Genomic DNA, 22190 nt, shown 5'->3' on the forward strand with positions numbered 1-22190 from the left:
TGATGTAAATGCTCTCCATTTTTTGTAATAGAAGCTAATGCTTTGATGATATTACTGAGGAAAGGTGTATATTTTCATTGATATGTAAATATGCACCTTTTCTATTGTATTTGCAATTTAATAAAGTTAATTTGAATTTATGTAACGCACATATATGAAGCCATCCTTTAAAAAAGGAAGTGATTTATCATACACATTCAAGCTGTGAAAATACCAAAGAATATTGAAAGTCATTTGTTTAAGCAACTTAGTAACTTGGTTTCAAATGAGAAGAAAGAACGAATGAAGCGTTTATTAAACTCATGCGACGTTAATAGGACCCTGATAGGGGATTTACTAATCCGATCTCTAATCTGCCAAAAGTATAAAATTAATAATGAAGAAATTAGATTTATATATAATGAGTATGGAAAACCTTTTGTTGAAAATTTTTCTGACTTTCATTTTAATCTGTCACATTCAGGAGAATGGGTGGTTTGTACTACTGCTAATTTTAATGTGGGTATTGATATAGAAAAGGTTTCAGAGATAGAGGCTCTTAAATTAGCAAATGAATTTTTTTCAGAGGAAGAATTTTATGATATATCTAATATAAATTCTGATGAACAAATTAATTATTTTTATGATTTATGGACATTAAAAGAAAGTTATATAAAAACGATTGGAAAAGGGCTTTATATCCCGTTAAATTCATTCTCTATAAAAAAAGAGTCACCAACTTTAATTTCATATAAGTATATACCTCAAAACTTTTACTTTAGACAATATAACATTGAGCCAAATTATAAGATATCTGCTTGTGCAACAAGGGATGAATTTCCGCAAGAGATAATAATTAAAGACATTTATGCAATTTGCCAAAATATATACAAATTTGAAAGTAAGGAGAAAATCAATGCAGAAGACTAAACTTTTTTGCTTTCCACATGCTGGGGGATCTGCGTTTAGTTACGCAAAATGGAAAAATCACTTTAATCCATATATTGAGGTAGTCCCGATAGAGTTAGCTGGTAGAGGATATAGAATTGAAGAAAACTTGTACCAAAGTATGGAAGAGGCTGTGAATGATGTCTATAATAAAATAGTTATGCAGATAGATGATTCGCCCTACATTCTATTCGGGCATAGCATGGGAAGTTTGATCGCCTATGAAGTAGCCAGAAAAATAAAAGATTCTAAAAACGTATCGCCTGAATTTCTTGTTTTGTCCGGTAGAAATCATCCAAATAGTAAAATAAAAAATATCCGACATAATCTTTCTAATGAGCAATTTAAAAGAGAAGTTATTGCAATGGGAGGTACACCGTCCGGGGTACTTCAATCAGAAGAATTAATGGAGATTTTTCTCCCAATTCTAAGAGCAGATTTTAAAATTGTCGAGACATATATTCATGACAATAATATACAACCGTGTGATATTGATTTTCTTATATTTAATGGGGAAAATGATGAATTTACTACATATGATCAAGTAATAAAATGGGAGCAATATACAAGTAAAACGTGTACTCTTCATTCTTTTGAAGGTAATCATTTCTTTCTAAATGAAAATATTGAAGAAATAGCAAAGAGTATTATAAGAAAGTTAGATTTTAAAAGATTATCAAATAGTTTTTAGAGGTTTTCTAAGTATATTCATGGCTTAGGAACAAAATATTAAATATGAAAAATAAAGGAACTGCTGAAATATCACTGAATAAGGGCATTGAAGCCTAAACGAACTTTTCAAAGGTAGGAAAAAAGACTCATTGAATCGTAAGAGTTACTTCCCGTATTTATCTAAAAAAGTGATGCAACTTATTTGCAACACTTTTTAAATTTTTACCAGAGAGTAATTTAGTTAATTAGTAGAAAAAGGAAGGGTCTATTTGGCCCCTTCCTTTTTCTCATACATAACGCTTGTTGACAACTTATGAAATAATAGCATTCATCGCTATTAAAATATAACACTAAAAGCAATTAATTAGATATGTAATTGTGCATACATTGTACTATTTTATGAATGGGAACAAAGCTATTTATCTCTTTCGGGCTAGGAAACCAATAGACTCAGGTATACTTTATGATAATAAATTTCCTTTCTTATTATAAAAAAAGAAATAATTAGTACTCCATAAAATGAAAAGAAACGCCATCCTTTCCTATGATTCTACAGAAAGAATATCGTATCTTTTCATTTTAGGGGAATTTTTGAAGAAAGAATTAATAGTATTAATAGAATATGTAAAAATACTCCGATATTTAGTTAACAGTTTTATACTTTCTGAATAATATCTAAATAAATGGATTATAATATATTTTGAATAAAAAACACAAGCATTGCATAATAAATAAATAAAATATTCCTTATCTATTAATTATTGAAATTCTCTAAATCTCGATGTATTATATTCTTGTATTTTCTCACTTTGCGAAGCTGAGAAAACATCATCACTTCTGAAAGAACCCTAACTCCAGCGGGTTCTTTTGATTTACTTGAACTTATTTTTGAATCATTGTATTATATTTTCGAGTCTTACTTATATAAATTATTATCAGGGGAATCTGCAGATTTGCAGGTTCTTTTTTATTTTCATACTATTAATTTTTATACGTGTTTGGTAAAAAATCAATGAGTTACAAAAAATTACTATACCGAAATCTAGTTCGGTATAGTAATGTGCATATATAAGATCCCACTTTACAATATCCCCCGAAAGGAGTCATAAAAATCTATATTTTTTTAATTCAGTTGCAATTACAAAACATTTTTTAAAAAGAAATGCATGTAAATGCACATTATATTTTATTCCATAACTCTCTAACTTTTGTTCACGATAGTCTGATATTGAAAAAAATAAAATATTTGGTACGACATCACTTTGTTTTTAGATAGTTTTGTAATTAAACTATAATATTGTATTTTTTCTGCATTATTGAAATTAGTAATAATAAAATGTATTATTGAAAAGCACTATTTATAATTCAAGTAATCAAGGCTATGTATCCACAATAATTCGAACATTCAGAAATTATAATATTATCTAAAAATGAGGTGAGATTAATAGAAAAAGTACATATTAAATGGTATGGATTGTATAGTTTAAATGATTTTTATAGTAGAGAAGAAGCTTTTAAGAAGGGAATATTTGCAATCTCTAGAGTATATGCTAAAAATGAAACATTGATCTATATAGGAAAAACCAAAAGAAGCTTTATACAAAAGATAAGGGAACTTAATAAGGATTGGACTTTTGATGAAAGCGAATTAAAGATTACATTAGGAATAATAGAGTTTCCTAGTGGTGAAAGTTACTCTGAAAAAAAGGTAAAAGAGATAAAATCCCTTCTGATTTTACGACATACCCCAGTAGAAAACAACACATCTTTATTGTACCATAGAGGGCAGTTTAATTTAAAAATTATAAATAAGGGAAGAAGGGGCTTAATTGTTAAAAAGATTTCTACAGGAGATCTAATGTGGACGTAATTGGAATCATCTTTGAATAAAATTGAAGGTTTCTTACGAACAGGAGTTTATCAATTTTTAATGTATTAAAATATTTTGAATAACATATGTCAGATGCTTGAAACAACACAAATTTTATTATGATATGAAATCTTGTATGGGAATTGTGATTTATTTCCATCGTTTAATAAAAATATTAAGAATTATAAGAATAATGCATAAAGATTAGAAGAGAAAATAAACTCGGGGGTTTAAAAAATGGGACAAGTAAGCAGGTTTCAAGAAAAACAACAAAATCGTCGTAAAAAGGTGGTTTTTAATATTGCATTTACTTTGGTATTAGTGACAGTTGGTATAGTGACATACCAGTTGTTTTCCCCTTCTGATACATCAAAGAAAGCAATTGCTCAAGAAAAGAAAGCAACAAAGTTAGAAGAGAAGAAACGTAAAGAGAAAGAAGCAGCGCAGTTAGAAGAGAAGAAACGTAAAGAGAAAGAAGCAGTACAGTTAGAAGAGAAGGAACGTGAGGAGAAGGAAGCAGCGCAGTTAGAAGAGAAGGAACGTGAGGAGAAAGAAGCAGCGCAGTTAGAAGAGAAGGAACGTGAGGAGAAAGAAGCAGCACTGTTAGAAGAGAAACAAAAAGCAGAAAAATCGGTAAAAATGAACGGAAATGAAAATAAAGAGGGAGAAAAAACGGCATCTCAAGAAAAGGGTTCTCAAACTAATCCTTCTTGGAAGCCAATTGGTACAGTGCAAGGAGCAAAACCTGAAATGAAATTTAAAGAAGGGACAGTAGATTGGAGTGAGATGAAACAAGCAATTTCTTATGCTGTTGATGTTCCAGAGAGCCAATTGATTTTCGATTTTATTGGGAATAATGGTGATAATAAAGCCTACGGTAGTGTACGAGATAAGCAAAGTAATAAAAAATATAAGGTTGATATTGATTGGGTAGAGAATCAGGGGTGGAAACCAGCATCTGTTCAAGTGCTGAAATAAATAATAGAAATGTAATTATGTGTTTAAAATTTTACTTTTGTAAAAACTCACAAAAGAGTCCGTATCAATCAGGACTCTTTTTGTTATGTTGACAGCATTAATTACTTGGACTCATTTGTTAGATCCTGATGCGGACCAACTTTAATAATCAATAAAGTCTCATCTCGTGTGAGCGTTCATCTATTGACCAAAGAACAACAAAAAAAACGATTACAGGATTAAGTTGTACAAGAAAATAGAAAGGAAGGAAATATTCTCCTCGTAGTAAACGACTTAGTAGTATCGATCTTTATATGACCAACACTCCTGTACCTAGTGAAAACAATGAAAAGCTCAAGGAAAGAAAACAACAAAGATAGAAGGGAAACACAAAGCAGAAAAATAGGTAGTTACATGTGAATGATTTGAAAAATCTTCATTATAAATTTAGGATAACTTCACATAGAGCACATATTAATATTTTATTATTTATATGTAATGAAAGAATAAATAAAGTGAATTGTATTTCGTTCTGTTTTTAAAAATTTAAAATTCCCTTATTTTTATATAAAGGTTTTACATCGGAGTTTTAAATATTTTGGAAATAGATCAAAATAAAAGGAGTTCATATAAAAGGGGAATGTCCTATGACAACATATACAAGTGAAATGAGAAAAAGTTTAGTTTCAGAAGAAGATGTAGATATTTTGAAAATTATGGCGCATCCAATCCGCTTACAAATTGTAAATGAATTAAGTGCGAGAAAAACGTGTAATGTAACACAATTAACAGAATTACTGAATATTCCACAATCGACGGTTTCACAACATTTATCAAAAATGAAGGGCAAAGTGTTACGAGCTGAGCGAAAAGGTTTAGAAATTTATTATCATATTCATAATTTAAAAGCGAGTAAGATTGTAAGTGTTTTAGGATATATAAACTAATGAAGTATTTTCATATAAAATAGCCGCTACTGGTGAGAAGGGGCTATTTTGTGTTCAGCTATCTACTTCTACCAATAATTCTGTTAATTTAACACGTGGCAATACACTGTAAATAAGCCTAGTTAAATCTTCAACTTCATCTGGAATCATTTTCTTTAAAGGTGAAATTTGGATTTTTCCTGCATAGATTGAAACGTCTGGCAATAGTTGATTTTGAATTAAATGATTTACCTTAGAAAGTTGCTCTTCCATTAACTGAAATCGCTTCTGTAAATACTGATCGATATTTGTTGGAATTGTTAAAGGAACTTGTTTTTTATTCTTCAATTCAGACCATTTTTCTTGTGGTAATAGATACTCTTCAAAATCCTTATATTGTTTACTTCCTATAACCCACATATCCCCAGAACGGAGGTGATTACATAATTCTGAAAAGACACCGAATTCATAGTAATGACGATTAATACCATTATCTTTGATTACATGTTTGAACCATTTTGACTTAAAAAAATCCATCGGAGCTGTTTCAGGAATTTTTCGTTTTCCTGTTTGATTTATTTCTTTTAATGTCTCTAAAGTCTGAAATAAAGTATTACTTGCTTTAGATGCTTTAAATAAATAAGTTCTTAATAATCTGGGGGCAAACTTTCGAAAATGACCATAGTGATTATCTAGTAGTTCTAAATAATCAAATTCTGCTGGTCTAGCTAATTCTTCTGCCTGTTCTACTGATTGTACAAACTGTTCCCATGAAATGATAGATTGTAAGGATTCAAAAGGATCTTGTTCTAATTCTTTTGCTTCAATTAATGCTTTTCCAATTTTGGCGTATAAACGAACCTTTTCATTAATCGCTTTTCCGTCTTTTTGAAAGTGGTCCTTATGTTTCTTCTCTCCTCGATTAAACATTCTACCCATTAGCTTCTCAAGCATTTCTATCCCTTGATCTGTTAAAAAAGCATAAATATGAATAAGAAAAGCCATAAGGATTGCGTGGCGTTTGAGCTCATGAAACCTAGATAAATGTTGATTGGAATAACGTGATCCTTCACATGCCATCTGTAACAATCGATTCTGATGCACTTCTCGACCATTATCTAATGGTAAATTTAATTTTTGAATAAACTCTATTCTCTCCATAACCTTATGGAATTTTTTAACAAAAACAACACCTGGAGGTTGTCAAAGCCATGATAAATACGAATACTTGTATCCTTTTCCTATGCTTAATAACTTATCTAGTTGCTTACATTGAGAAGAAGTGAGACTTCTTGTTAATTGTTTAAAGATCCTTCTATGTGATCGTTCACGTACAGCCCATGCTAAATGTTCAATTGCATATATAGCTGGTAGAATGATTTTTCTTTTTCTCATTTCTATAACAAGAGCCTCTACTAAAAGATGTCCTTGATCTGGTTTCATTGCCATAGGAAGAAGCCAACTTGCTAACTCTCGATATTCTTTTATAGTAAACGTTCGAAATCCAAATGTACCTCTAATTTTAATGAGATGTTCACGACGAGTTGTATCACGCTCACGTGCGTAATTTTGTATAGCTGAAGGTGAAATTCCTAATTGTTTAGCAATCGTATGTACAATAAAATCCGGAATTTTTTCATTTACAGATAATGGTCTTCCAGGAAAACGTAAGTATGCAATTTGGATGGCAAACCCTAATCTATTAGCGGCTCCACGCTGTTTATTTATAATCTGTAATTCTTCATCAGATATTGTGTAATAGCACAGTATCTCCCGTTGATCCATGTATTCAGGAATTTCATAAAAATACGCCCTTTGTGATGAAGTGAGAAGCTCCCTTGTTACCATATTATTTCCTCCTATTTATTTAAATATCGATAAACCGTAGTACGAGAGACTCCAAGCATTTGAGCTACATCTTTAATAGGAGTTTTATTGGCAACAAGGGTTTGTATCATATCAATTTCCTTGTCTTTTAGTTTCTCTGGTCTACCACCAAAGCGCCCTCTTGCTCGTGCAGCAATTCTACCAGCTTCCGTTCGTTCACGAATCAAGTTACGTTCAAATTCCGCAAAAGATGCAAATAAGTGCAACATAAGTTGACCAGTAGCACTTGAACGATCCATTGTAATATTTTCATGAACACTATAAAAACTGATCCCTCGTTCATTCAATTCATTAACAATCTGAATAAGATGTCGCATAGTACGACCTAAGCGATCTAATCGCCAAACTACCAAGGAATCACCAGGACGTACATATTGAAACGCTTCCTCTAAGCCTGGCCTTTTATCTTTAACCCCACTTAATTTATCTTGAAATATTTTATCGCATCCATAAGATTTCAAAGCATCAAACTGTAAGTCTAAATTTTGATCAATTGTAGATACTCGAACATATCCAACCTTCATTCCTTTTTCTCTCCTTTTGTTCAATAACTTAATTCTATATATTTATCTGAACATAGATAAGTTTACAGGGTTTTTGAACATGAAAAAAGGAGAAATCCTATAATTTTTTGTTCCATATTAACGTGTCCAGAAACATACAATTTTCTGTACACATAGTACAGTAATATATGTTAATTAAAGTAAATTGGATAAAAAATATTAATGGATATATTGAGTTATTACCTATTCAAATACCCTTACTAATATCAATTCATTTTTTTAATGAAAATCATCTATATTCTGAAAAAAACCAATCCATTTACTCTTTAAATTTTTATTAATAAAAAAACAAAAGATATAAGCTTTATTTGATATTAATTGCATTTTAGGGCGTATGTAAGATATTATTTCTTTTAAATAAATTAACTTAAAAATTAAATATAAAAAGCCAAACAAACTTTAAAAATCACACTTAAATTAGAGGAGAGTACGATATGAATACAATCATGATTGTAGAAGATGATATAAAAATCGCTGAATTACTGGGAACTCATATTAAAAAATACGGATACCAAAGTGTTATGATAGAGGACTTTGAAAATATTTTAGATATATTTCAAAAGATTAAACCAGATCTAGTCCTATTAGATGTAAATTTACCTAGTTTTGACGGTTATTATTGGTGTCGCCAAATACGAGCTATTTCTACTTGTCCAATTGTATTTCTATCTGCAAGGAGTGGAGAGATGGATCAAGTTATGGCTTTAGAAAATGGTGGTGATGACTACATTACGAAACCTTTTTATTATGAAGTTGTAATGTCTAAAATCCGTAGTCAACTCAGAAGAGCATACGGTGAATATGCTCCCAAAGTAAAAGAACGGATAGTTGAGCAATCAGGGTTATTCCTGTTCCCAGAAAGAATGGAACTTCAACTAGATGATAAGGCAATTTTACTTACTAGAAAAGAAACAACTTTATTGGAAATATTGATAACAAAGTCTCCGCTCCTTGTAAAACGTGAAGTGATTTTAGAACAACTATGGGATAGTTCGTATGTAGACGAGAATACATTGAGTGTAAATATAGGTAGAATTAGAAGGAAATTGCAAGATTTAGGTATCGAAAACGCACTGGAGACAGTTCGTGGTGCTGGATATCGTCTGCATGCTACTTGGGAGGAGGAAGGAAAGGAATAATGAAATTATTTTTACAAGAACATATTCCACTTATTTGTTATACATTTGCCCAATTACTTATCATCCTATTTATATATTGGTTTGATGGTTATCCACATATTTTGACAGCATTATATTCTGTATTTTTGGGTGTTTTTTTATTAATGGGTTATTTAATATATCGTTATTATAGTCATCGTTCATTCTACAAGCGTCTATCAACACCAATAGAAACTTTAAATGATTCAATAAAAGATAGTGATTTGACTCCATTATCAATGGCATTAGATAAATTACTACAAACTCAATATCAATATTATCAAAACCAATTAAAAAAATGGGAACGAAAACAACAAGAACAAATGACTTTTATGAATCAATGGGTTCATCAAATGAAAACACCTCTTTCTGTTATTGAGTTAATTACACAAGATGCCGATGACTCTCGATTTGACAGTATTAATGAAGAAACGGAAAGAATCAAAAAAGGATTAGAAATGGTCTTATATGTTGCTCGTTTAGAAACATTTGAACAGGATTTTCATGTAGAAAGATTGCAATTATTGGGAATGATTGATTCTGTTATTCATGAAAACAAACGTCTGTTTATACGTAGTTATGTGTATCCAGAAGTAAAAGTAGATCCGAGTCTTATTGTAGAAACAGATAAGAAATGGTTTCGATTTATACTCAATCAAGTACTGTCAAATGCAATTAAATATTCATCAAGTAAGAAAGGGAAAGTAATAATATCGGCATATTCAAAAGGACGAGCAATTATTTTGGAAGTAAGAGATTATGGAGTGGGCATTCCTACTGCTGATTTACCACGTGTTTTCAATCCATTTTATACTGGAGAAAATGGTAGGGAATTTAAAGAGTCTACGGGAATGGGATTATATCTTGTTAAAGAAGTATGTGAAAAATTAAATCATAAGATTGAGCTAGAATCTGAGGTAGGTAAGGGAACGAAAGTTAGAATCGTATTCCCGTATGCCTCTCGTTAACCGATGAAAGAAAGATTATTCATCGGTTTTTTCTTTTGAATCTTACAAACTTGTTAGATAAATGTTAGGGAAATCGATAGGAAAAATCCTATGCAATATGTACATTGTATGTAGAATCAAAACTGAAAGGAGAAAGGAATTATGATACAAAAGCAACGTATTGAAATAGTTGATTATTTACGGGGATTTGCGCTTATAGGCATTACTTTTACAAATATATTTCAAAACACGAGTATGGTGAGCACTGATGCCAATCCTTATTTTAGCTCTTTCATTTACACTTTCATGGTATCCAAATTTATTTATATATTTATGTTCCTTCTAGGCTTATCTTCTGCATTATTAATGTCAAATTTAAAGAAGAGGGGTGAAAGGGCAAATTTAATATATATCCGGCGTTTTAGTATCCTGTTATTAATTGGTGTTACATGTACATTTGTAGGGGTCCCTGCCGGTGGATTATTTATTATGTATGCAATTTATGGGCTAATAGGATTTGTATTTCAGTATATACCACCGGTGATTAACATTGTCGTTTTTATCGCTATTGCAATATTGATTTGGTTCACACGTGACATGGTTTTAATTGAAGGTGAATCAACTAATAATCAAATTGTATCTTTAGTAAGCATGTTAAGCGGGCTTTCAATGGTTATTTTAGGGATATTTTTAGGACAGGTATCTTTTTTCAATCACCTACAAAGATGTAAGGTATTACTTGTAACAGGTTTAGTCCTCCTATTCTTTTTAACATACTATTCTTATGGCTGGATGAATAATTTTAGTTCTTTCGTACTGCCCCTATTTTATATTGTTGGCTTAACCATTTTAAGTATGATTCCCATGGTAAGAAGTATGTTCTCATGTTTAATCGCATTTGGCCGAATGTCTATGTCAAACTATATTGTGCATACATCGATTGTTTTTGACTATTTAGAAAATGAAAAATTCTCATTCTTAACCTATTTAGGTATCGGTCTATCCATTATTGTTATACAAATTATTTATAGTAATATATGGTTAAAGTACTTCAGAATGGGACCTTTAGAATGGATATGGCGTATGGGGATATATTGGAAGAAAGTTAGAATCGTCGGTTCATTTGCGAAAGTTTCTAACTTTAAAGAAAACAAAACCTGTTAAAGAAGTATGTGGAAAACTAAATCATAAGATATTCCCGTATGCATCTCGTTAACCGATGAAAGTAAGATTACTCATCGGTTTTTTCTTTTGAATCTTACAAACTTGTTAGATAAATGTTAGGGGAATCGATATGAGACATACTATATATAGGTTACACTTCATGTATCGAAAAGAGAAATGGAAGGTGAAATAATTGTGAAGATACTACATGTTTCAGATTTAGGGAAAGTTTATCCTGGGAAAATTTCTTTTACAGCATTATCCCATATTGATTTAAAAATAAACAAAGGTGAATTTGTAGGAATTATGGGACCATCTGGGAGTGGTAAAACAACGCTATTAAATATGGTGTCTACTATAGATGCTCCAACATCAGGAGAAGTATTAATTCATGGAGAAAATCCATATCTGTTATCTCCAGATCAGTTGTCTTTATTTCGAAGACGTGAATTAGGATTTGTTTTTCAATCATTTAATCTCCTTAATACATTGACAGTGAAAGAAAACATTGTTCTTCCACTTACGCTTGATGGTGTAAGTCCTCGAGAAATGGAAGAGAAAGTTGAGGCTATTGCTGAAAAACTTGGGATAACTAAAATATTAGATAAACGTACGTATGAAATTTCTGGTGGACAAGCACAAAGAACGGCAATCGCACGTGCTACTATTCATAATCCGAAATTATTACTTGCGGATGAGCCTACAGGAAATCTGGATTCAAAATCTGCTAGTGATGTGATGGAATTATTGACAACGCTTAATAAAGAAAATAGCACAACGATGATGTTAGTGACACATGATGCAATGGCTGCAAGTTATTGTGATCGAATTGTGTTTATCAAAGATGGACAGTTATACAATGAGATTTATTGTGGAGATAATCGCAAAGTATTCTATCAAAAAATTCTAGAGGTTTTAGCATTATTAGGAGGAAATGCACATGACTTTTCGACAATTCGCATTTAATAACGTCATTCGAAGTAAACGAACATATTTGGCTCATTTTTTAAGTAGTACGTTTGCCATTATGATTTTCTTTACGTATGCATTACTTGCATTTCATCCAAATTTACAAGGCGATCTTGCTGCCAGTGTAACAATCAATACATTTGCAAAGTCAGGATTACAGATATCGCAGGGGTTAATATTTTTCTTCTCATTCTTTTTTATCCTATATTCTGTAAGTGCATTTTTAAAAACAAGAAAAAAAGATTTTGGAATTCTAATGCTACATGGGATGTCACGCCCACAATTGAACAAATTAGTATTTATTGAAAATATAATAATTGGTATCGCTTCCACTTTAACAGGAATTACAATTGGAATGGCGTTCTCTAAGTTTATCTTAATTATGAGCAACAATTTGTTAATGATTGATAAAGGACTCCCATTTTACATGCCCTTTAAAGCAATTGGGATAACATTTGGAGCGTTCTTCTTATTGTTTTTATTTATTTCACTTTTCACTTCTCGACTAGTAAATGTAGAGCAATTAGTAGAATTAATAAAAGCAGAAGAAAAGCCAAAGCCTGAACCAAAAGCATCCTTTGGGCTATCTTTATTCGCACTTATTTGTATTGGATTAGGATATACGGCTGTTTTCCATAGTGTTCACGCAATTCATTACATGGATATGAAATATGTATTATTCATGATGGCGACAGGGGTGAGCTTTGTTGTACTTGGAACGTACTTCTTATTTACACAGCTCAGTGTGTATGTGTTACGTGTATTAAAGAAAAGGGAAAATATTTTCTTTAAGAAAACAAACATACTCACCATTTCAGATTTAGTGTATCAATTAAAAGATAATGCAAAAATGTTTTTTATGGTAACTATTATTTCTGCTGTTGCCTTCACTGCAGTGGGAACTTGTATGGGATTAGGTAACTCATCCATGGCTGAATCAAATAGTCCCTTTGCATTTTCTTATAAGTCTTATAATAATAATCCTTTAGAAAAAGAGCATCTAAAAAAAATAGAAAGCGAACTCAATAATGGTGGGTTTAAATTCAAACAAGTCGCTTATTCAATAAAACAAATTCCAGATACCCTTTATAACAGTAATGTATTATTAAGCGTTATAAAAATAAGTGATTACAATAGGTTAGCAGAGTCATTTGATTTTGAAAAAGAAAGCTTAAAAGATCAAAATAGTAGTTTTGTCATTCCTTCAAAAAAAGTCGCTAATGCAAAATCTAATCAAAATGACTTTCAATTGTTGCATGGAAATATAAAAAGAGCTATGCATGTAAATAAAATACTAACGTCAAAAGAACTACAAGATACAAACATAACGACAATTATTATTCCGGATACTGTATATAATCAAATGATTGTGGATCCAGAGAGTCACTACGGTCAATTCACTATCAATGGTTTTATTGTGAAAAATTGGGATCAAACAAAAAAGGTTGCTGAAAAAATCGTGACTACTTTAAAGAAAGATAATCAGGGTATTAGTGAACTTGAAGTATACAACGAACAATATACATTTTCGTCTTTAATTTTTACATGGATAGTGATGAAACAAGGTTTTGGACTTGCATCTATCATGAGTGTATTAATAGGTATCGTTTTCTTTACTTTTGCTGCAAGCTTTTTATATTTCCGATTATATACAGACTTAGAACGAAATCAGCAGCAATATAAAATGATAGCAAAAGTTGGTTTAAGTAAACCTGAATTAAAGAAAATTGTGTCACGTCAACTTGCATTGTTATTCTTTTTACCAATTGCAATAGCGATTACACATAGTACAGTTGCTTTTATGGCCTTACAAAAGTTAGCCAATTTTTCAGTCTTGGGTAGTTCCGTTGTGGTATTGATTTGTTTCTTAGTTATGCAAATTATATACTTTTACTTTGTTCGTGCTCAATATTTGAAAAAAATGTATAAAACAATCTTTTAATTTAAAAAGAAGGAGAATATAGGATGAAAAAAAGAATTGGATTATTAATAGTAGCTAGTATTTCGATTACCATGTTAGGAGCATGTTCATTATTTGGTACAAAAGACTCTCCAGCAAATGGAATTTCAATAGAAGTAGGAACGATAAACGAACAAACAAGAAACTCTATAATTGACTCATACAAAGATATAACAACCTCACAAGACCTATATCAATTAAAAGAAGGGACTATAGATAATAATAAGCTTGACATAAAGTTACCAACTAAATTTGGGGATTCTATGGATACTGCTACTAGTAATTTACTATTTATTAGTAGAACAACTGCTGAAAAAATGAATACAAAGGGATTTATTCGTGAAAGGGATAATAACGAGGGGCTCCTATCTTCAGTCCCTCTTGATTCGTTACCAAAAATAGAAAAAGATGAAACTATCATATTTGCAAATAAAGAATATAAAGACTTGAAAGAACTAACATTTGATGAGAAAAAAATGAATGTTCAATATAAAGGGGATGTATGGCTATCTCCATATCGTGGTGGATCCAACGTAATCCTATTAATTGTAGATGATATATTATTTAAAGAAATAAATGGGAAAGAACAAACAAGACAATTTCTATCTTTTAATAAATCTTTTGGGAATCTTAACTTAGTCAATCAAGGGAAAGCACCAGAATTAAGAAAGGAAATAGATAAAGTGAATACGGCTTTAGGTACTGAGGACGAGAGAGCTGTTAATTTTGTGAATATTACAGAAAAGTAAACAAATATTTCTATATAGAATAGAAAAAGTTAAAACCTATTAAACGATGAATGAAAGTTCATTTATTACTTTTTTTAAATATGATTATTTTTAAGGACACAAATAAGTGGATCAGATTTTTTAGTTATAATAAAAAATCTGATCCACTTTTGAAATTATAACTATCATCTAAATTTACACACTCGTTTTTTTGTGTCTAAAATGTGTCTAAACGTACAATTTTCCCGCAATGATATGGTGACCCCACATAGCTTATTATAAATTGTTTTAGGGAGGGGTATAAGTAATGGCATATACTTTAAATGATATTTGTATCGATGTGTGTCTTTTAGTTACGTTTACTCCGAGTGGTGGGGTAGAATCAATTGTAAGTGGTGGAGAAGAGTGTGGATCTAGTCCTAGTATAGTGATTAATTCTGATGGCTCAATTACCATTAGTAGCTTGTTTATCCCTCGTATTAAATGACGAATTAAGTGTTGGAACATCATTAACAAGCTTGTCTTTTAAAACTTCTTAAGTGAGTTACTAATTTTATAATACTTAGATTAATAATATTGTTTACTTATAAATAGAGTATTTTCTTAAAAATCATTTTTATTTCTGCTTTAATAGGGATAGAATTACATGTATTAATGGATTTTATTCCTATAATCGGATGACTGAGTAAAGAGATATCAAAGTTATTATAGGTTTATTTTAAGAAAATAGATAATTTAGGAAGACCACTTCCTTTATTGAAAGGGGTGGTCTTTTTTAAGTTGAGGTTGTATTCTCGTAAATAACTGTTGTTGTTTTCGAAAAATGTTTGATTAATTTAACGTTATGATCCCTGATAGAAGAACAAAAAGAAAAAGTGCATTCGGAAAAATTTTTTTATTAAAACACGCTTTTTCTAAGTTCAATTGACTCATTCTTTTATACAAAAGTTGGATAATTTTTGTGATTTTTGCTCAATTAAAGATATGAAATTTAACTGAATAGAGATTTTTCTCGGAATAGTTGAGAGTTTTATGCCCTTGTACAAGAACAAAAAAGTTTGGATGAGTTTGCACTTAGCTAATTTTACCCTGATAGGCATGTGTTTCTCTCCCAGGGGTACGGAAACGATTCTCGGTATGAGGGGCCACTCTGGGATTTAATTACAAATCAAAAAAGAACTTTATTCAAGTTCTTTTAATCTACGATACAGAGCGGCCGGACTCACACCAGTAATTTGGTATATTTCTTTAACAGTTTTATTGGTATGCTTGCGCAATTCAATCGCATGATTCATAACTGGGTGCTTATCCGTATATTTCTTTACTCTTCCTCTATACACTCCTTTTTGTTTTGCTAGCTTTATTCCCGCATGTTGTTTTTCTTTAATCATTTCACGATCTAATTCACTAAAGGCAGCCATGACAGTTAAGAAGAAATTACCCGTTTGAGTTCTTGTATCAATTCCTAAATTTAAAATTGCAAAGTGAACATCCTTTTCCCAAAATTGTTCTACTAACTATAACAGTTGAATGGTATTTCTACCTAAACGATCCATTCTAGTTACGACTAAGGTATCCCCAGTAGTTAATTTTGAAAGTAACGTATCTAACTCCGGCTTTTGTTTTGTTACTCCACTAATTTTCTCTTTTATGATTTCATCTACTCCATATTTTATAAGTTGTTCAATTTGTGTATCTAAATTTTGATCTTGTGCACTTACACGTGCGTATCCATAGACCATTTTCATCCCTCTTTTTGTACATATTTTTGATAAGTGTTATTGAGGGTCTATGAGACTAATAATATCAAGGAAATGATTTCTTCTCAATAGGGTACACCCTATTGAGAAGGTTAATATGCAATTATGCATATTTGTATTTTTTTATTTTATTATCAATTAAATACAATATATAATTAAAAGGTTTTTTACGAATTGATAAGGAGATGCGAGTATGAAGAAGATCATAGGACTTATATTATCATAATTTTAATTATTTTCTACCTATGCACCAATGTTTAAAAAGGAAGTCGAAGTTTTAAATCAAATAGGCCACGTCAATGAGAAAGGAGATTGGTATTATTATGGATTTCGTCAACATAATGCGAATTTTACACTAAGAGATTTTCAAATTAAAAAACTTAGTTTTACTGTATGTTAAGAAGGTTCCATAAATGGGTTACTCCATTTAAAAAATGAAACATCTTATGAATCAATTATAGGTTAGACAGAATGACTTAGGTTGTCCTTATGCGAAATATCAGTATGAATAGAAATTTGATAATTATATAAAACGCCGTAAATGAAGGATAAAATAAGTGCTGATTTTGCAATTATATTTTTAACAATTGAATAGGAGCTATTGTGAATACAATTAAGAAATTATTTTTAAGTTTTATGGTATGTATTTTATTATTCAGTACAGTAGGAACAGCGTATGCAGAACAAAATGGTCAAGTGAATTCATCATCTTTTATTGACGTTCCTAAAACTCATTGGGCGTATAAAGAAATGATGTATATGGTGGAGAATAAGATTATAACAGGATACGGAAATGGGTATTTCGGTGCAGCGGATCCTATTACTCGCGAACATCTCGCTGCTTTCTTGTATCGATATTTAAAACCGCAAGATAGTACAAATAATCCATTTGTTGATATTGGTGACAGCAATTTCAAAAAGGAAATTTTGGCACTAACAGCACGTGGTATTTTCAGTGTAAATGCTGAAAAAAAATTCAATCCGAAAAATAATATGACACGTGCCGAAATGGCAACTGTGCTTGTCAAAACATTCGATTTAAAACCGCAAGGAAATGTAGAATTTACGGATATGAAAGGTCACTGGGCCAACGAATATGTCAAAATATTAGCCGGTAACAACATAACAAGTGGTACAGGTGACGGAAACTTTAATCCAAATGGCATTGTTACTAGAGAGCAATTTTCTATGTTCTTATATAGAACGATTATGAAAGTAACAGATATGCAAAATGATGAATCAGTTGGCTGGGTGAAGGAGAAAGAGAATTGGTACTATTACAACAAAGATGGGAGTAAGCAAAGAGATAACATTACGTTAGATGGAATAGAGTACTCCTTTTTTAAAGATGGAAGGCTATTCCAAGGAAGAAAGCAGGTAGGGAAAGATACTTTATATTATAGTGAACCTGGTAAACTAAAGACTGGATGGAGTTTTTCTGCAACTTCATGGAGCTATTTAAAAGATGGGAAGTATGTGACAGGAACATTTACCTATCAAGGAAAACCATTTGAAATTAATAAGTACGGGGATATGGAAAAGGGATGGATTACTCTACGTTCTGCTGTTAAAAGAATCTATCCAAAGCCAGAAACAAAATTTCTATTGACATCTAAGCCTGTAAAGGATGGAGATGTTTTAGAAGTCATATCCAAGCAAGGTTTATGGTATCAGGTCAAATATCAAGGAGAGGTTGGATATGTTCGAATACTGGAGTCTGTTGTAATTGGTGAATCACCAGTTCGTTCATGGGATGTAACAAAAGAAGCAACGAATTTGTCTCAGTTTATGATAACTGAGTATCATAAAGATCCTGAAAAGTACTTTCCATCCAATATTCAAAAGAAATTTGATAAACAATTAGATAGTGATACAGAGGTTCTTGCGAATGGATTACAATGGATTGATCAATTAAAAGAAGCACTTTATTTAGATAATCAAAAAGGGTGGGTACAAGAAGAAGGAAAATGGACGTATTATAAAAAAGATGGGCAAAGAATAACAGGTTTCCAATCAATTGATGTGAAACGCTATTATTTTGGTGCCGATGGTTTTATGCAAACGGGCTGGTTACATACAGGTGGATATGATTATTATCTGGGAACCGATGGTGTAGTGCAAACCGGAATCCAACATATTGATGGCAAAATCTATTACTTTAGTCCATTAGGTTCTGTACAATCAGGTTTTACAAATGTTGATGGGAAACCGTATTATTTTGATGCTTCTCATGAATCAAGAAATGGTTGGATGAAACAAGAGTTTAATTGGTATTTACTACAGCCTTCAGGTGCATTACAAACAGGAGATTTTACATATAAAGATAAGAAATTCTCTTTTAATCAAGACGGAGAAATGATTAAAGGGTGGGTTACATTAGAATCCCTTGTTAAAAAAGTATATCCTGAGCCAGACTTGAAAAAAGCATTACGTGCAAAAAGTGTGAATAAGGGTGAAATGATAGAAGTAGTAGGGAAAGTCGGTTCTTGGTATGAGGTTAATTACCAAGGTGAAAAAGGATATGTGCGTATTCATGATGCTATTATCTTTGATCAGGAGGCTAAAAGTCCACTTACTTTGCTTGATGGAAAAGTAAAGATATTTGAAGGTGTATTAGATTACTTAAAAAGTGACGAAACATACATAAATAACACGATCAAAATTTTAGAAGAAGAAGAACGACGTTGGGTAGATGATGCAGAAAACTTAGAGAATCTTTCGAGAGACATTAATGATGCAAAGCAGGATGTTCAGTATAAAAGGCAAGTCATTAAAGAAGTGCATGATAAGTTAGAAGAATTAGTGAATGCCATGAAAGGTGACATAAGAAACTTAACGGTTACGCAAAGGAAAGAGTTAGTAAAATTGCTTGGAGCCGATGGGAAAGAATTACTAGATTTTGGTATGGACACATATGTTTTTATACTTCAACAATATGTATCTATGGCTCAAGCGTATGAGAAAACCTATCAAGAATTAGATGTGGTTGCGGGTAAAGTTCTTGAATTGCAAAAAGATATTAACGCACTTACTCATCAAATCACATTGGATATGCAAGAATTATCGAAAGGATTATCTGGTGTCATTAAAGACTTAGGACCAGTCGTAAATAGCTCCATTCGCTTGAAACATTCCATAGATGAGGCGAAACCTGGGATGGAGGAACTTGTACAAGTAACAAGAAAAAATGTTCCAGTCATTGCACAAGACTTACAAGCATTGGATGCGAAAGTCCCAGGATTCTTCACAGATTTCAATATGGGAATAGATCTTGCAAATACATTTATGGACTCAGCTAATAAAATAGCAAGTCATAAGATTGATATACCTGCTGCTGCCATCAATGTTGGAAATATTGACTTGAGTAATGCACTACGTGATTTAGGTGGCGATCCATCTAGAGTATATGATCGTAAGAATGATGGAGATGTATCATTCGTATTGGGTATGACGCCTATAATTGGTACAGGAAAAGAAATTGGACAACTCATCAAAGGGGAAGACTTAGTAACAGGTCAAAAATATGATCCAGAAGATTATGTATGGGGTACATTGGCTGTCGTATCTGGTGGTACAACACGGGTTATCGGTAAAGTTGTAGGGAAGGTTGGAGACCTTGAGAAGAAAGGTAAGGCTTTAGAAACGGCTGCAAAAACTACTAATTTCACAAAATATCCTACTGGTTTTGATGAAGTTGCTAAATATGTAAAAGAACATAAAAAATTACCGGATAATTATATCACGAAAGAACAAGCACAAGCACTTGGTTGGGTTAGTAAGGATGGGAACCTTCATAAAGTAGCCCCTGGAAAAAGCATAGGAGGTAATATATTCCAAAATAAAGGAAATCCCTTACCAAGTGCTCCAGGTAGAGTTTGGTATGAAGCTGATATTAATTATTCAACAGGGTATCGAGGTAATGATAGAATTCTTTATTCTAGTGATGGATTGGTGTATAGGACTTCAGATCATTACAAAACGTTTACTGAAGTAAAGTAGAAAGGAATTTAGTTATGGAAAAAATATATTTAGATGGACGGATGTTTACAAGTAAAAATGCACTGCATAAAACATTAAAGAGCAAATTAGATCTTCCAGATTACTATGGTGAAAATGCTAATGCGTTGTGGGATTGCTTAACTGCATGGGTTACTCTTCCTTTAACAATAGAATGGGAATTTTTCAAAGAAAGTCAGAATATGTTAGGAGAAGAAGCAGATTTGATTCTAGAAACATTTCAAGATGCACAAAATGAAATGCCAGGTAAGTTCTATATTGTTGTAAAATAATTAAAAGGATCTTAGGTAAAAAGAAAAACCGTGGAAATATTTAATTTCTACGGTTTTTCTTCTTAAGAAATATTTATTGTTGTTCTAAATTTCTTATATAAGATTTTACAGCTTGTAATAAGAATTCTTCCTGTCCCATACCTGCATCCACTGTCATTTGAACTATTTTCTGCTTAAATTCATGATCTGCATGAAAAGTTAATGGCTCTACATTACTTTTAAAATAAATTCCTTCAACATGTGGAAGTATCGTACCGGATTTCATATGAGAATGTAAGTATTTAATCTCTTCTTGAAATTGCAATGGATCAACTTGTAATACGAAAGGTTTAATTTCTAATTTAATAGTATCAGATGAAACACTCAATCGCATATTTGTGACACCTAGCTCTTTATAAAATAAATTTATAAGATTATAAGTAATGGAATTAAATAGTTGGGGTTTTTTAAAGGAAAAAGATAAATACCCTCGTTTTGTAATTACAGCTTGCTTACGGAAAGGTTCAAAGGAGTAATCATGTTCTTTATACGTGGATAAAGGGAAGATTTCTTCGTCTTCTGTAAGAATCTTGCCGTCTGCTCCATTAATTTCTATTACTCTCCCTATTTTCCCCGTATGTTGATGTGTTAATAATTGATATAAATATATATCTTCGTCTTGAATCTTAGCAATGAATGTTTTTCGCTCTTTTGATGTAGTTTTTTCATAAGTAAGTTGAAAAGTTTCAAGGTCCTCTTTATTAATGATATATACTTCTTTTCCGCGCTTTTCAATCTTTGAAGCAGGTAGTTTTCCAGATTTGATATATGTAAAGACAGTAGATGGTGCTACATTCAGAATCTCAGCTGCTTCTTTTGTACTATAACCCTCAATCTCTTCGATATCTTTTAAACGTTCAATATCCTCTAAATAGAAAATCTTACTACCGAATTGCTTCCAATTATCTTTATATACACATTCTATTAATCCATCTTTTTCTTTCTTTAAAATTGTTTGTACCGTTACTCCTAATAAGTCGGCTGCCTCTTTTGTCGTTACAGTAGGTTTTGTAATGAACAATAAATCTTGTGTCATGAAAGGACACCTCCATAACTATTGTTTACTAGTATTTTAGATATGTATATATCATATCAGAATATGAGATATATTTAAAATGAGAAATAGAATTTATTAAAGTTCTTATAAAATTTTGTAGTTTAAAATCGTTTTAGATTTAATTTATCTCTTAATGTATTTTTAAATTTATTTTCTTTATAAAAGGGATTTAAATTCTAAGGTATAAACTATTAAATGATATCTATTTACTAATAAATTATAAAAAAATATAAGTATAAGATAATAGAGAAGAATGTAGGATTCTTACAGAAAGAAAATGAATAATCATTTGTATAATGTATAGAAGTAAAATAAAAT

15 protein-coding genes and 4 pseudogenes are annotated in these 22190 nt (G+C 31.2%); 15 read left to right on the forward strand and 4 right to left on the reverse strand.

Annotation, left to right across the window (positions count from 1 at the left end):
- Nucleotides 1-204 precede the first annotated feature (204 nt).
- The 6 genes and pseudogenes from ILS93_RS23780 (at nt 205) to ILS93_RS23805 (ending at nt 5373) form a co-directional block, all read left to right on the forward strand.
- The gene (locus tag ILS93_RS23780; RefSeq protein WP_064474288.1) at nt 205-909 is read left to right on the forward strand and encodes a 4'-phosphopantetheinyl transferase family protein; all 705 of its coding nucleotides are present in this window, start codon (nt 205-207) and stop codon (nt 907-909) included.
- Nucleotides 896-1618 carry a thioesterase II family protein gene (locus tag ILS93_RS23785; RefSeq protein ID WP_064474287.1) on the forward strand — a complete coding sequence of 241 codons (723 nt, stop codon included), beginning with the start codon at nt 896-898 and terminating at the stop codon, nt 1616-1618. Before ILS93_RS23780 ends, ILS93_RS23785 begins: the two co-directional genes overlap by 14 nt.
- A gap of 1416 nt (nt 1619-3034) precedes the next feature.
- The gene (locus tag ILS93_RS23790) at nt 3035-3469 is read left to right on the forward strand and encodes a hypothetical protein (RefSeq protein ID WP_002004029.1); all 435 of its coding nucleotides are present in this window, start codon (nt 3035-3037) and stop codon (nt 3467-3469) included.
- Between the two features lie 237 nt (nt 3470-3706).
- Nucleotides 3707-4447, forward strand: a complete 741-nt coding sequence (locus tag ILS93_RS23795; protein ID WP_222655518.1) for a YrrS family protein — start codon at nt 3707-3709, stop codon at nt 4445-4447.
- 150 nt (nt 4448-4597) lie between these two features.
- Nucleotides 4598-4755 (forward strand): annotated as a pseudogene (locus ILS93_RS23800) (IS4 family transposase); the annotation flags it as partial.
- A 318-nt stretch (nt 4756-5073) separates the two neighbouring features.
- Nucleotides 5074-5373 (forward strand): ArsR/SmtB family transcription factor, encoded by a 300-nt coding sequence (locus tag ILS93_RS23805; RefSeq protein WP_088047359.1) that lies wholly within the window; start codon nt 5074-5076, stop codon nt 5371-5373.
- A gap of 57 nt (nt 5374-5430) precedes the next feature.
- On the opposite strand, the pseudogene ILS93_RS23810 reads toward ILS93_RS23805, so the two are convergent.
- Together ILS93_RS23810 and ILS93_RS23815 are read right to left on the reverse strand one after the other, a co-directional pair.
- Nucleotides 5431-7200, reverse strand: a pseudogene (locus ILS93_RS23810) (DUF4158 domain-containing protein); the annotation flags it as partial.
- Nucleotides 7201-7211: 11 nt separating this feature from the next.
- Nucleotides 7212-7763, reverse strand: a complete 552-nt coding sequence (locus tag ILS93_RS23815; protein ID WP_222655519.1) for a recombinase family protein — start codon at nt 7761-7763, stop codon at nt 7212-7214.
- Between the two features lie 473 nt (nt 7764-8236).
- On the opposite strand from ILS93_RS23815, the gene ILS93_RS23820 reads away from it, so the two are divergent.
- The 7 genes and pseudogenes from ILS93_RS23820 to ILS93_RS23850 all read left to right on the forward strand — a co-directional run bounded on the left by ILS93_RS23820 (nt 8237) and on the right by ILS93_RS23850 (nt 15266).
- Entirely contained in the window at nt 8237-8941 is a 705-nt protein-coding gene (locus ILS93_RS23820) for a response regulator transcription factor (RefSeq protein ID WP_048517110.1), read from the forward strand.
- Nucleotides 8941-9927 carry a sensor histidine kinase gene (locus tag ILS93_RS23825; protein ID WP_222655521.1) on the forward strand — a complete coding sequence of 329 codons (987 nt, stop codon included), beginning with the start codon at nt 8941-8943 and terminating at the stop codon, nt 9925-9927. Before ILS93_RS23820 ends, ILS93_RS23825 begins: the two co-directional genes overlap by 1 nt.
- Nucleotides 9928-10068: 141 nt before the next feature.
- Nucleotides 10069-11070 (forward strand): DUF418 domain-containing protein, encoded by a 1002-nt coding sequence (locus ILS93_RS23830; protein WP_064474285.1) that lies wholly within the window; start codon nt 10069-10071, stop codon nt 11068-11070.
- Nucleotides 11071-11265: 195 nt separating this feature from the next.
- The gene (locus ILS93_RS23835; RefSeq protein WP_315971460.1) at nt 11266-12036 is read left to right on the forward strand and encodes an ABC transporter ATP-binding protein; all 771 of its coding nucleotides are present in this window, start codon (nt 11266-11268) and stop codon (nt 12034-12036) included.
- The gene (locus tag ILS93_RS23840) at nt 12011-13981 is read left to right on the forward strand and encodes an FtsX-like permease family protein (RefSeq protein ID WP_222661463.1); all 1971 of its coding nucleotides are present in this window, start codon (nt 12011-12013) and stop codon (nt 13979-13981) included. The genes ILS93_RS23835 and ILS93_RS23840 overlap by 26 nt, the downstream gene beginning before the upstream one ends.
- A gap of 23 nt (nt 13982-14004) precedes the next feature.
- Nucleotides 14005-14748: a lipoprotein BA_5634 family protein gene (locus ILS93_RS23845; protein ID WP_222661465.1), complete on the forward strand. Its 744-nt coding sequence runs from the start codon at nt 14005-14007 to the stop codon at nt 14746-14748.
- Nucleotides 14749-15034: 286 nt separating this feature from the next.
- A pseudogene (locus ILS93_RS23850) lies at nt 15035-15266 on the forward strand (hypothetical protein).
- Between the two features lie 642 nt (nt 15267-15908).
- On the opposite strand, the pseudogene ILS93_RS23855 reads toward ILS93_RS23850, so the two are convergent.
- Nucleotides 15909-16469, reverse strand: a pseudogene (locus ILS93_RS23855) (recombinase family protein).
- Between the two features lie 621 nt (nt 16470-17090).
- On the opposite strand from ILS93_RS23855, the gene ILS93_RS23860 reads away from it, so the two are divergent.
- Both ILS93_RS23860 and ILS93_RS23865 read left to right on the forward strand, forming a co-directional pair.
- On the forward strand, nt 17091-20486 hold the full coding sequence (locus ILS93_RS23860; protein WP_222661467.1) for an S-layer homology domain-containing protein: 3396 nt from the start codon (nt 17091-17093) through the stop codon (nt 20484-20486).
- Between the two features lie 14 nt (nt 20487-20500).
- Nucleotides 20501-20776, forward strand: coding sequence for a barstar family protein (locus ILS93_RS23865; protein WP_097815842.1), 276 nt, complete (start codon nt 20501-20503; stop codon nt 20774-20776).
- 73 nt (nt 20777-20849) lie between these two features.
- On the opposite strand, the gene ILS93_RS23870 is transcribed toward ILS93_RS23865, so the two are convergent.
- Nucleotides 20850-21851 (reverse strand): helix-turn-helix domain-containing protein, encoded by a 1002-nt coding sequence (locus tag ILS93_RS23870; protein WP_222661469.1) that lies wholly within the window; start codon nt 21849-21851, stop codon nt 20850-20852.
- Between the last annotated feature and the right edge of the window lie 339 nt (nt 21852-22190).

Origin of the sequence: Bacillus sp. 16GRE42 (assembly GCF_019837435.1) — a bacterium.
GTDB classification, from domain to species: Bacteria; Bacillota; Bacilli; order Bacillales; family Bacillaceae_G; genus Bacillus_A; species Bacillus_A wiedmannii.

Coding starts and splice junctions, on each gene's coding strand:
- ILS93_RS23795 (WP_222655518.1), top strand. CDS start 3,707: ATGGGACAAGTAAGCAGGTTTCAAGAAAAACAACAAAATCGTCGTAAA.
- ILS93_RS23870 (WP_222661469.1), bottom strand. CDS start 21,851: ATGACACAAGATTTATTGTTCATTACAAAACCTACTGTAACGACAAAA.
- ILS93_RS23825 (WP_222655521.1), top strand. CDS start 8,941: ATGAAATTATTTTTACAAGAACATATTCCACTTATTTGTTATACATTT.
- ILS93_RS23820 (WP_048517110.1), top strand. CDS start 8,237: ATGAATACAATCATGATTGTAGAAGATGATATAAAAATCGCTGAATTA.
- ILS93_RS23840 (WP_222661463.1), top strand. CDS start 12,011: ATGACTTTTCGACAATTCGCATTTAATAACGTCATTCGAAGTAAACGA.
- ILS93_RS23865 (WP_097815842.1), top strand. CDS start 20,501: ATGGAAAAAATATATTTAGATGGACGGATGTTTACAAGTAAAAATGCA.
- ILS93_RS23815 (WP_222655519.1), bottom strand. CDS start 7,763: ATGAAGGTTGGATATGTTCGAGTATCTACAATTGATCAAAATTTAGAC.
- ILS93_RS23845 (WP_222661465.1), top strand. CDS start 14,005: ATGAAAAAAAGAATTGGATTATTAATAGTAGCTAGTATTTCGATTACC.
- ILS93_RS23805 (WP_088047359.1), top strand. CDS start 5,074: ATGACAACATATACAAGTGAAATGAGAAAAAGTTTAGTTTCAGAAGAA.
- ILS93_RS23785 (WP_064474287.1), top strand. CDS start 896: ATGCAGAAGACTAAACTTTTTTGCTTTCCACATGCTGGGGGATCTGCG.
- ILS93_RS23830 (WP_064474285.1), top strand. CDS start 10,069: ATGATACAAAAGCAACGTATTGAAATAGTTGATTATTTACGGGGATTT.